General features: G+C 70.7%; 9 protein-coding genes. All 9 read left to right on the top strand.

Going from position 1 to position 11,238, the window contains the following annotated elements; all coding sequences use genetic code 11:
- Positions 1–593 precede the first annotated feature (593 nt).
- The 9 genes from ACIBHY_RS51285 to rodA all read left to right on the top strand — a co-directional run bounded on the left by ACIBHY_RS51285 (position 594) and on the right by rodA (position 11,237).
- Entirely contained in the window at positions 594–1,913 is a 1,320-nt protein-coding gene (locus tag ACIBHY_RS51285; protein ID WP_397310628.1) for a bifunctional folylpolyglutamate synthase/dihydrofolate synthase, read from the top strand.
- Positions 1,914–1,998: 85 nt separating this feature from the next.
- Positions 1,999–2,340, top strand: coding sequence for a DUF4233 domain-containing protein (locus ACIBHY_RS51280; protein WP_397241517.1), 342 nt, complete (start codon positions 1,999–2,001; stop codon positions 2,338–2,340).
- 11 nt (positions 2,341–2,351) lie between these two features.
- On the top strand, positions 2,352–4,211 hold the full coding sequence (locus ACIBHY_RS51275) for a hypothetical protein (protein WP_397310627.1): 1,860 nt from the start codon (positions 2,352–2,354) through the stop codon (positions 4,209–4,211).
- Positions 4,212–4,356: 145 nt separating this feature from the next.
- Complete coding sequence (ndk, locus tag ACIBHY_RS51270; protein WP_157246518.1) at positions 4,357–4,767, top strand: nucleoside-diphosphate kinase; 411 nt, start codon at positions 4,357–4,359, stop codon at positions 4,765–4,767.
- Between the two features lie 897 nt (positions 4,768–5,664).
- Complete coding sequence (locus ACIBHY_RS51265; protein WP_184973123.1) at positions 5,665–6,696, top strand: rod shape-determining protein; 1,032 nt, start codon at positions 5,665–5,667, stop codon at positions 6,694–6,696.
- Positions 6,696–7,574, top strand: coding sequence for a rod shape-determining protein MreC (gene mreC / locus ACIBHY_RS51260; protein WP_397241521.1), 879 nt, complete (start codon positions 6,696–6,698; stop codon positions 7,572–7,574). Before ACIBHY_RS51265 ends, mreC begins: the two co-directional genes overlap by 1 nt.
- Positions 7,571–8,035, top strand: a complete 465-nt coding sequence (gene mreD, locus ACIBHY_RS51255) for a rod shape-determining protein MreD (protein ID WP_397241523.1) — start codon at positions 7,571–7,573, stop codon at positions 8,033–8,035. The genes mreC and mreD overlap by 4 nt, the downstream gene beginning before the upstream one ends.
- Entirely contained in the window at positions 8,032–10,074 is a 2,043-nt protein-coding gene (gene mrdA, locus ACIBHY_RS51250; protein ID WP_397241525.1) for a penicillin-binding protein 2, read from the top strand. Before mreD ends, mrdA begins: the two co-directional genes overlap by 4 nt.
- Complete coding sequence (gene rodA / locus ACIBHY_RS51245; protein ID WP_397310626.1) at positions 10,071–11,237, top strand: rod shape-determining protein RodA; 1,167 nt, start codon at positions 10,071–10,073, stop codon at positions 11,235–11,237. Before mrdA ends, rodA begins: the two co-directional genes overlap by 4 nt.
- Position 11,238 lies beyond the last annotated feature (1 nt).

The following is an 11,238-nucleotide window of genomic DNA, read 5'->3' as shown; positions in this document are numbered from 1 at the left end:
CGGGAGGGTGTGGGAGAGTAGGTCACCGCCGCACAAACACGTATGCACGATGAAGGGGTCCAACCTTAGGGTTGGGCCCCTTTTTCGCGTTCACCACCCACCACACAACACGCAACACGACCTTCGTGCGCGCCTCCCACCACACCACCCCGCCTGCACCTTCCACCCCCACCTGCACCCTCCATCCCCGCCCACACCTCCACCACACGACCCCCCTCGTGCACCTCCACACACGATCCCCGCTGGCCGAGGCTCGCCACCACCGCCCGGCGGGGCACGCCCGGCCCCGCCCCGGCGAGACCTCTGCCACCTCGCCTCGCTTGCCCTCCCGCCCCCGCGGTCTCCCCGACGCTTGTCTGGCGCCGGTGCGGCGAGCACCCCCGCGGGCTTGGACGGTGCAATGCGGACGGACGCCAAGACTCCCGGGGCGCCCCGGGGTGCCCCGCTGTCCGGCTGAGACCTGGCGAACCGGCCGACCCTCGCCCCGGCACGGTCGTTGGGGTCGGGTCGCTGCCGCTTGGTCGGGAACGGGGTTCTGGGGTGGTTGGCTGGTCAGTGGTTTGGGGGGTGGGGGTGGTCAGTAGGGTTGGGGGGTGGACTATCGCGCGGTTGAACGTGCGATCTTGGAGCGGGGCGTCGAGTGGAAGTTCGAGCCGACCCTGGACCGGATCGCGGCTCTCTTGGATCTGCTCGGCTCGCCCCAGCGGGCGTACCCCGTCGTGCATATTGCCGGCACCAACGGTAAGACCAGTACGGCGCGGATGGTTGAGGCGCTGCTGCGGGAGCGGAACCTTCGGGTGGGGAGGTTCACGAGTCCGCACCTGGTGTCGATGCGTGAGCGGATCTGCGTGGATGGCGTGCCGTTGAGTGAGGAGCGGTTCGCTGAGGTGTATGAGGAGATTGCGCCTTATGTGGAGTTGAATGACACCACGGGGCGGCGGATCCAGTTCTTCGAGTTGCTGACGGCCATGGCGTTCGCGGCGTTCGCGGACACTCCTGTGGACGTGGCGGTGGTCGAGACGGGGATGGGTGGCACGTGGGACGCCACCAACGTCGTCGACGGGCAGGTGAACATCATCACGCCCATCTCGCTGGACCACACCGAGCGGCTGGGGCCGGATGTCGCGTCCATCGCCGGGGAGAAGGCGGGCATTATCAAGGCCGGCTCCACCACTGTGCTGGCGCAGCAGGAGCTTGAGGCCGCTGAGGTGCTGATGCGGCGGGCCGCTGACGTCGGGGCGGTCGTCGCGCGGGAGGGCCTCGAGTTCGGGGTGCTCAACCGGGAGATCGCCATGGGCGGGCAGCTGCTCAGCCTGCGCGGGCTCAAGGGGGTGTACGAGGATGTGTATCTTCCGCTCTACGGGGCTCATCAGGCCGGCAATGCCGTCACCTCGCTGGCGGCCGTCGAGGCGTTGACCGCTGGGGACGATCCGCTTGGCATCGACCTGGTACGGCAGGCGTTCGCCCAGGTGACGTCCCCTGGACGGCTCGAAGTGGTGCGTCGGGATCCGACGGTCGTCATCGACGCGGCGCACAATCCGGGCGGCATGCAGGCCACACTCGACGGGCTGCACGAGGCGTTCGACTTCGCCAAGGTGATCGGGGTCGTCGCGGTCATGCGGGACAAGGACGTCGCCACGATCCTGGACCTCCTGGAGCCCGTGCTGGAGGAGATCATCGTGACCCGTAACTCCTCGCCGCGCTCCATGGCGCCGGAGGAGCTGGGGGCGCTGGCCGAGGGGTACTTCGGCGCCGATCGGGTGCACGTGGTGGACCGTCTCGACGAGGCCATCGACCGCGGCATCGGGATCGCGGACGCGGAAGGCGAGTTCAGCGGGACCGGGGTGCTGATCACTGGTTCGGTGATCACGGCCGGTGACGCGCGGTACCTGCTGAAGGTGGACGGGCAGTGAGCGGACCCATCTGTGCCGCGGCGTTGACCGGCGGCGATAGCCGTACCCTGTGGTGGGGCGGTTGTGCCGGTGAGAGGGGTGTGAGGTGAGTTTCGTCGTCACGCCGGGCATGCGCAGGCTGGGTGCCAGTGTGCTCGGGATGGAAGCGATCATGGCCGGGCTGATTACGCCCGTGGCGATTACGGTGAGTGGTGTCGCGCCGGCGCTGGCCATGGTGGCGGGGCTGGGGCTGGCGGTGCTGTGCGTCGTGGCGATCGGGCTGCTCAAGCGGCCTGTCGGGTACGTGGTCGGCAGCCTGGTGCAGGTCTTGGCGATCGCCACGGGGTTCCTCGTGTCCATGATGTTCTTCCTCGGCGCGATCTTCGCAGCCCTGTGGATCACCGCGATATTCGTCGCTCGCCGTGTCGAGGGCGTGACTTCCCGCTAAAGTCGGCCTACATGGCCGTCCCCCCAATCCAGCGGTCCCCGAACGCGGCTGCCGCCGGGCCCACCGCAGGCGCGAAGTTCTCGTGGTTGCTCGACCTCGTGCTCGGGCTGCTCATCGTCGCTGCTCTGCCGCTGGCGATCATCGCGATCCCCAACACCGTCTCCGTCGTCTCCGATCTGCTTCCGGCGGAGATCGACCGGGTCGGGCTGATGCGCGCGCACGGGCTCGCCCTTCCGGCGATGATGCTGACCGTCCCGTTGGCCGCCGTGGCGCTGCGCCGCATGCGGGTCACGTACGTGCTCGTCGCCGGTCTCGCCCTGCTGGCCGTGGCCGACGCGGCCGGCGGATACGCGGGCACCTCGTTCATGGTGGGCGTGCTGCGCGTGCTCCACGGTGTCGGCGCGGGCGTGCTGATCCCCGCCACGCTGGTGGCCGCTTGGGGACGTCCGCCGGTGGTACGCGCCGTGTGGGCCGGCATGCTGGCCGTCAGCCTCCTGGCCGCCCAGGCGCTCGCGCTGTGGCCGCTGCACCAGGTCGACCGCTGGCAGGTCACGCTCCAGCCGTATCCGCTGCTGACCGGGATCGCGCTGGGTCTCGCGGCGGCGTACCTGCTGGTCTGGTTGCTGCAGGGTGAGAGCGCGTCGCCGACGCCTCGGGCCAGGGAACGTAGCCGGTTGCTGCTGGCGGCCGTTCCCGCCGCGGGCATCGCGGTTCTCGCCATCAGTACGGCCAGCCAGGACTGGAAGGCCGGGCTGGTGGTGCTGGTCGCCGTGTTGTCCATCGCGGCGCTGCTGGCCCTGGCCACGATCGGGACCGGCGAGAGCCGGACGCTGGCCTACACGTTCGTCGCGATCGGGGTCGTGCTGCTGCCGACCGTGGCGCAGGTGACCTATGTGGAGATGGGCGGGCTTGGCGGGCCTGGGCTGAAGGGGTTGTGGCTGCCGTTCGTGGTGGCCGCGGTGCTGGCGGTCGTGGCCGGGGCCGGGGTGGCGTTGTTCGGCGGGTCCGCGCTGCGGTGGCTGGCTCCGGCCGGGTTGCTGCTGCTCGTGCTGGGGCTGGCCACGGTGCGGCTCATGGTGCCGGCGGCCGAGGGGACGGTGCTGGTGGTGCCGTTCACGCTCATGGCCGTCGGGGCCGCGGTGGCGCTGACCGCGGCGCTTCGGCGGACGAGTGTGGGTGTGGCGCTGTTCGGGCTGGCGTTGTGCTTTCCCGGGGTGTTGTCCGGGTACCTGCTCGGGACCGGGGTCCAGGTCATGATGCTGCGCGGGCAGCGCTCGGCCCAGGGGATCGTGGACGCGTTCGTCGAGGCGTTGCACACGTGGGCGCTGATCGGCGGGTTCCTGACGGTGGCGGTGATCGTGCTGGGCGCGTTGCTGGCCCGGCGGCCCGGCGGGGCCGTTGAGGAGGGTGACGGGTCTGCGGCCGGCGGCGCCGTACCGGATGGTGCGGGGGCTTCTGACGGTGGGTCTCGTGGCGAGGTCTCAGGCGTGGAGGAGCGGCCGGGCATGGAGGCCCTCGTGGTGGCGGACGCTCGAAATGAGACGGACGCCGCCGAGACGGGCCCGGATGAGACGGGCGCCGCCGGGGCGGAGCGGGACGACGCGGGCGCTGCCGAGGTGGAGCCCGACGACGCGGGCGGCGTCGGGGCTGCTCCGTCTGACGTGGTCGAGGAGGATGTGGTCAAGGAGGACGAGGGTGTGGATGAGGAGGATCGGCCCACAGGGGAGATTCCTCGTGTCGTGCTGCCCACGCCGGTCAACGGGGACTCGCCGGACACGGCCGATCCCGCCCGGGTGGCCGGTGAGCGCGACGGGCCGTCGCCCGCGGTTCCGCCGCCCGCGCAGTCGCCCGAGGACAATGAGCGGCCCTGAGTGCCGCGAGAGCAGGGGAACCGCCGTGGGACGGTAAGCTGTGCCGCGTCGCCGCTACGCGAGGACGGACACCGTCTCGTGGTGCGGACTCGCGGAGCGAAAGCTGATGCTCGCCCCCACCAATCCGTTCAAAGGAGAACCTCACGTGTCCGAGCGCACTCTTGTCCTGATCAAGCCTGACGGGGTGAAGCGTGGCCTCATCGGTGACGTGATCGCCCGCGTGGAGCGCAAGGGCCTCAAGGTCGTCGCCATGGATCTGCGCACGCTCGACGTCGACACCGCCAAGGCCCACTACGCCGAGCACTCCGAGCGGCCGTTCTTCGGCGAGCTGGTGGAGTTCATCACCTCGGCGCCGCTGGTGGCGCTGGTGCTGGAGGGGCCGCGCGCGGTCGAGGCGTTCCGGGCGCTGGCGGGGCTGACCGACCCGGTCAAGTCCGCTCCCGGCACGATCCGCGGCGACCACGCGCTGGAGATCGGCGAGAACGTCGTCCACGGGTCCGACTCGCCGGAGTCGGCCGCCCGCGAGATCAAGATCTTCTTCCCGGACCGCTTCTAGTCCCCACGCGCCTCTTCAGGCTCGGGCAGCCTGCCCGTTCGCGCCCGCACAGCTCTGTGCGGGCGCTTTCGTGTTTCCTGGGGTGTTGTCCTGCCTTGCGCGCTCGGGGCGTTCGGGGGCGCTCGGGGTGTTTTGGGGGCGCTCGGGGTGTTTTGGGGTTACGGCAAGCCCCCATGCCGCCGACCGCCGTCGTGGGCCAGCGGTCTCTTCCGAGCGGTCGGCAGTCGGACGGGGTGCTCGCCGCTACAAAGCACGTCTGGCCGGACGCCGTGGCCTGGCTGAGCGCCGTAGAGGGGCGCCGGGCTCCACCGGCGCCACGTTCCGCCGTGCGGCGCCTCAAAGCGCTCCTGGGGCCGTGGGGTGGGCAGGACTGCGGAGGTGGCCCCAGGAGGCGAGGCGTGGGTGTGGCTGCCCGGAGTGGGTGTGAACTGCGCGGAGCGGTTGTGGAGCGGTTGTGGAGCGGGAAGGGCGGTTGTGGAGCGGGCAGGGCGGGAGCGGACCGGCGAGCGCGGGGGTGCGAAATGCCGGGTGGGGCGGTGGCGGGAGGTGCGCATGCGGCGGAAGGCGGCGGGTGGGTGTGGGGCGGTGGAGGACGGCCGGGGTGGGATGGGGTGTGTCCTGGGGCGGGATGCGTGGAGGGTGCTTGCGGCGGGGGCTTGGGGTGTTGGCGGGTGGGTTGGGTTGGGGGTGGGTGTCAAAAGGCGGTGATGGCTGGCTATATCGGTCTTGGGGTGGGGGCTATCGAGGGCTGATGGGGTAAAGAGGGCGATACCGGAGGTACGCAAGATTTTTCTGGGACGGTGGTGCTCATTGCGCTCACCGGTGGGTACGTCACGTTACGATTCGAATGCGATCCGTAGTCATCAGTGAAGGACGTTACGGAAGGCTCCGTTCCCCATGGGCAGCAAGCTCGCCTTTCTCGGCCGCGACATGGCGGTCGACCTCGGCACCGCCAACACGTTGGTCTACGTGCGCGGCCGGGGCATCGTGCTCAACGAGCCGTCCGTCGTGGCCATCAACACGGCGACCGGCAAGATCGTCGCGGTGGGCATCGAGGCCAAGCGCATGATCGGGCGGACGCCCGGCAACATCGTCGCCGTGCGCCCGCTCAAGGACGGCGTGATCGCCGACTTCGACGTCACCGAGCGCATGCTGCGCTACTTCATCCAGCGCGTGCACAAGCGCCGCCACTTCGCCAAGCCGCGCATCATCATCGCGGTGCCCAGCGGCATCACCGGGGTTGAGCAGCGGGCGGTGAAAGAGGCGGGGTATCAGGCGGGGGCCAGGAAGGTGTACATCGTCGAGGAGCCCATGGCGGCCGCGATCGGCGCCGGGCTGCCCGTGCACGAGCCGACCGGGAACATGGTCGTCGACATCGGCGGCGGCACGACCGAGGTGGCCATCATCTCGATGGGCGGGGTCGTGACCAGCCAGTCGATCAGGGTGGGCGGGGACGAGCTCGACCAGGCGGTGATCACCTTCGCCAAGAAGGAGTTCTCGCTGATGCTCGGTGAGCGCACCGCCGAGGAGATCAAGATGGCGATCGGGTCGGCGTGCCCGACCTCCGACGAGTGCCATGCGGAGATCCGGGGGCGCGATCTGGTCAGCGGGCTGCCGAAGACGATCGTGGTGTCGGCCGAGGAGATCAGGAAGGCCACCGAGGAGCCGGTCAACGCCATCGTCGACGCGGTGAAGACGACGCTCGACAAGTGCCCGCCCGAGCTGTCCGGCGATCTCATGGATCGCGGCATCGCTCTCACCGGTGGCGGGGCCCTGCTCAAGGGGATGGACGAGCGCATCAAGGCCGAGACCGGCATGCCCGTCCATCTGGTGGAGAACGCGCTCGACTCGGTCGCGCTCGGCTCCGGCAAGTGCGTCGAGGAGTTCGAGGCACTTCAGCAGGTGCTCGTTCCGGAGTCGCGGCACTGATGAAGGACACGCGCCGCGCCCGGCTCATCCTAGGACTGCTGCTGACGGCGGCGCTCGTGCTCGTGACGGTCGACCACCGCACCGGGGACGGCTCGCCGTTCACGGCGCTCAGGTCGGCGGGATCCTGGGCCTTCGGCACCGCTGAGCAGGCCGCGACCACGCTGGCCAGCCCGGTGACCGGTTTCATTCAGGCTCTGGCCAACGCCCCCGGCGCCCAGGCGGACATCGAGCGTCTCAAGGCGGACAACGCGCGCCTGCGCGCCCAGATCGCGGCCGGGCGGCTCGACGCCTCGCGCTCGGCGGAGCTCCGGCGGCTGCTGGGGCTGGCCGGGACGGGCGGCTACAAGGTGGTGACGGCCAACGTCGTGGCCAGGCGCGGGCAGCCGGGGTTCGAGGAGGCCGTCGAGATCGACGCCGGCACCGACGACGGCGTACGCGCCGAGATGACCGTGCTCAACGCCGACGGGCTGGTCGGCAGGGTGATCAGGGCGGCGGCGACCACCTCCACGGTGGTGCTGCTCAGCGATCCCGCCTCGGCCACGGGCGCGCGGATGGAGGGCGGCAACGAGATCGGCGTCGTGCACGGTGTGGGGGAGAACGGGCGGCTGGTGCGGTTCCGGCTGCTCGACTCGACCGCGCCGATCAACCGGGGCGCCCGGCTGGTCAGCTTCGGGTCGCAGCGCGGCATGCCGTACGTGCCGGGGGTGCCCGTCGGGGTGATCGAGCGGGTCGAGGCGACGCCGGGTGAGCTGACCCGCATCGCGTACGCGCGTCCGTATGCAGACCTGACCGCGCTGGACGTGGTCGGGGTGGTGGTCCAGGCGCCCAAGCGGGACCCGCGTGACGCGGTCCTTCCGGCGAGGGCGAGCGCGCGATGATTCCGGGCCTGGTCGTCGTGGCGGCGGTGCTGCTGCAGCTCATCGTGGTCAACCGGCTGCCGCTGCCCGGCGGCGGGATGCCGGACCTGGTGCTGCTCGCGGTGGTCGGGGTGGCCATGATGCGCGGGCCGGCGATGGGGGCGGCGATCGGGTTCTGCTCGGGGCTGCTGGTGGACGTGGTGCCGCCGACGGCGCACGTGGCGGGGGAGTACGCGTTCGTGCTCACGGTCGTCGGGTTCCTGGCGGGGCGCGGGCTGGGCGGTGTGGTGCCGACGGTGGTGGCCTGCATCCTGGCCGCTCCGCTGCTGGCCGCGGTGGTGGGCGGGCTGGTCGGCGAGCAGGGGGTGACGCTGGCGGCGGTGGCCGTCAAGGCGCCGGTCACGGTGGTCTACACGCTGGTCGCGGCGCCGGTGGTGATCTGGGCGGTGACCCGGGGGAAGCAGCCGAGGTATGCGGTATGAGCAGGATGAGAACCCGGCTGGTCGTGCTGAACGTGCTGGTCGTCACGCTGATCGCGGTGCTGGCCGTGCGCCTGTGGCAGGTCCAGGTGGTACGCGGGATCGAGTACGTCTCGGCGGCGGCCGAGACCAGGACACGCGGCGTGGTGGTGCCATCGGTGCGTGGGCAGATTCTGGACTCCGCGGGCCAGCCGCTGGTGCGCAACCGCACCGCGCTGGTCGTCTCCGTGGACCGGACCTCGCTCACGCGCATGCCGCGCGGCGGCCAGGAGGTGCTGGAGAAGCTCGCCGCCGTGCTGGGGCGGCCGGTCAAACTGCTGGAGAAGCGGATCCGGTCGTGCGGTCCGGGGGTGACCAGGCCGTGCTGGCCGGGCTCGCCGTACCAGCCGATTCCGATCGACGAGACGGTCAGCACGCGTGAGGCGCTGCAGATTCTGGAGCGGCAGGAGGAGTTCCCCGGGGTGACCGCGGAGGTGCAGGCGGTCAGGGAGTATCCGCACGGCAAGGCGGCGGCGCAGCTGGTCGGGTACCTGCAGCCGGTCACGCAGGAGGAGCTGGAGAAGCGCGACGGCCTCAAGGCCGCCTTCTCCGGCGTCGATCTGGTGGGGCGGGACGGGCTGGAGTCCGTCTATGACGAGGCGCTGCGCGGCAAGCCGGGGCTGCGCCGGGTCCAGGTGGACAGGCTCGGCAAGGTCATCGGGGTGGAGCAGCAGGTGGCGCCGGTCTCCGGGGACACGTTGATCACCAGCATCGACGGGCGCGTGCAGGCCATCGTGGAGAAGGCGCTCGACGGGGCCATGAAGCGGGCGCCCAAGGCGGACGGCGCGGCCGGGGTGGTGCTCGACGCGCGTACCGGGCGGGTGGTGGCGCTGGCCAGCGCGCCCGGCTACAACCCGGCGATCTGGACCGGCGGGATCTCCGAGAAGGAGTACCAGGACCTGCTGTCGGACAAGGCGGGGCGGCCGCTGGTGTCGCGGGCGATCAAGGGGACGTTCGCGCCCGGCTCGACGTTCAAGGTCTCCTCGGTGGCGGCCATGCTGCGCTCCGGCTACCCGCTGAACGGGACCTACGGCTGCCCGGGGTCGTTCATGGTGGGCGACCGGCCGTTCAACAACTTCCGCGGGATCGGGCTGGGGACGCTGACCCTGCACACCGCGCTGGTCAAGTCCTGCGACACGATCTTCTACAAGTCCTCCTACGAGCAGTGGATCAAGGACGGCGGACTGCACCCGAAGAAGCCGCCCCGCCAGCCCTTCGAGAACACCGCCAGGGCCTTCGGCTTCGGCCGGCCCACCGGGATCGACCTGCCGGGCGAGTCGGCCGGGCGCATCCCCGACCGCGACTGGAAGAAGGACCTCTGGGGCCAGACCAGCGCCGACAACTGCAAGCGCTCGCGCACCGGATACCCGGAGGTGAAGAGCGCCTCGCGGGCCGCCTTCCTCAAGCGCCTGGCCTACGAGAACTGCGTCGAGGGCTACCTGCTGCGTCCCGGCGACGCCGCCAACTTCTCCATCGGGCAGGGCGACGTGCTGGTCACGCCGCTGCAGCTCGCCGCCGCCTACGCCGCGCTGGTCAGCGACGGCAAGCTGCGCAGTCCACGCGTGGCCTGGGCGAGGGTACGGCCGGACGGCACGCTGGTCCAGCGCATCGACCCGCCGGTCACCGGCAAGCTGCCCATCAGCGAGAAGGAACGCGCCTACATCAAGAACGCGCTCAGCCAGGTCGCCTCCGACGGCACCGCGGCCGGGGCCTTCGGCGGGTTCCCCATGGACCAGGTGCGCATCGGCGGCAAGACCGGCACCGCGGAGGTGTGGGGCAAGGAGGACACCTCCTGGTTCGCCTCGTTCGCGCCCACCGAGAAGCCGCGGTTCGTGGTGGTCGCCATGGTCTCGCAGGGCGGGATGGGCGGGTCCACGGCGGCGCCGGCCGTACGGGAGATCTATGAGGGCATCTACGGGATCAAGCAGCCGGCCGCGCTGCCGGACGGGAAACCCGCCTCCAAGCTGCCGATGATCGCGCGGGACGGGACGGTCACCCGATGACGGACCGCACGCTGCTGGCCAGGCGCCGCTCGTTCACCACCCGCGCCGTGGGCGCGCAGTCGACCGTGTGGCGGCTCGACGGCGTGCTGCTGGTCTCGGTCGCGGCGTTGTGCGTGATCGGCACGCTGCTGGTGTGGTCGTCCACGCGTACGTGGGCGCCGGGCTCGACCGGGCTGGTCAAGAAGCACGTGCTGAACCTGGCCATCGGGGCGGCGCTGTGCGGGGCGGTGGCGATGATCGACCACCGGTTGCTGCGCGCGTACGCGCCCGTGGTGTACCTGGTGACGCTCGTCGGGCTGGCCCTCGTGGTCACGCCGCTCGGCACCACGGTCAACGGGTCCCACTCGTGGATCATGCTGGGTGGCGGGTTCGCGGTGCAGCCGTCGGAGTTCGCCAAGCTCGGGCTGGTGCTGATGTTGTCGATGCTGCTGGCCCAGCCGGCGGAGGGCACCGATCGGCCGCGCGGGCTGGACATGCTGTTCGTGGTGGTCATGGCGGCGATCTCGATGGGGCTCGTCATGCTCCAGCCGGACCTCGGCACCACGCTGGTTCTGGCGGTGATCACCGTCGGCGGGCTGGTGATCGCCGGAGTGCGCAAGCGGTGGATGATCCTGCTCGTGCTCACCTCGGTGGCGGGCGCGGTGGCGGTGTGGATGCTGGATCTGCTGGAGCCGTACCAGGTGGCGCGGTTCACGGCCTTCATCGACCCGAGCGTGGACCCGCGCGGCGTCGGCTACAACTCCACGCAGGCGCTGATCGCGATCGGCTCCGGCCAGGTGTTCGGCAAGGGACTGCTGGACGGCGGGCAGACGACCGGGCGCTTCGTGCCCGAGCAGCACACCGACTTCATCTTCACCGTGGCCGGCGAGGAGTTCGGCTTCCTCGGCTCGGTGACCGTGGTGGCGCTGCTCGGCGTGGTGCTGATCCGCGGGCTGAAGATCGCCCGGCAGTGCGAGGACCGCTTCGGGACGCTGGTCGCCGGCACGATCGTGTGCTGGCTGGCCTTCCAGACCTTCGTCAACATCGGGATGACCGTCGGCATCATGCCCATCACCGGGCTCCCGCTGCCCTTCGTCTCCTACGGCGGCACCGCGACGTTCGCGAATCTCATCGCCATTGGGCTGCTACAGGCGATAAGGATCAGGGAACAGGCGTTTAATTAGA

It is taken from the genome of Nonomuraea sp. NPDC050547 (genome assembly GCF_044457345.1).
GTDB lineage: Bacteria > Actinomycetota > Actinomycetes > Streptosporangiales > Streptosporangiaceae > Nonomuraea.
The sequence above is the reverse complement of the archived record's forward strand: the minus strand, read 5'-3'. Positions and strand labels throughout refer to the sequence as shown.

Bases quoted from the DNA above. Each gene is read 5' to 3' on its own strand.
- ACIBHY_RS51275 (WP_397310627.1), top strand. From the start codon at position 2,352: ATGGCCGTCCCCCCAATCCAGCGGTCCCCGAACGCGGCTGCCGCCGGG.
- ACIBHY_RS51265 (WP_184973123.1), top strand. From the start codon at position 5,665: ATGGGCAGCAAGCTCGCCTTTCTCGGCCGCGACATGGCGGTCGACCTC.
- mreC (WP_397241521.1), top strand. From the start codon at position 6,696: ATGAAGGACACGCGCCGCGCCCGGCTCATCCTAGGACTGCTGCTGACG.
- mreD (WP_397241523.1), top strand. From the start codon at position 7,571: ATGATTCCGGGCCTGGTCGTCGTGGCGGCGGTGCTGCTGCAGCTCATC.
- mrdA (WP_397241525.1), top strand. From the start codon at position 8,032: ATGAGCAGGATGAGAACCCGGCTGGTCGTGCTGAACGTGCTGGTCGTC.
- rodA (WP_397310626.1), top strand. From the start codon at position 10,071: ATGACGGACCGCACGCTGCTGGCCAGGCGCCGCTCGTTCACCACCCGC.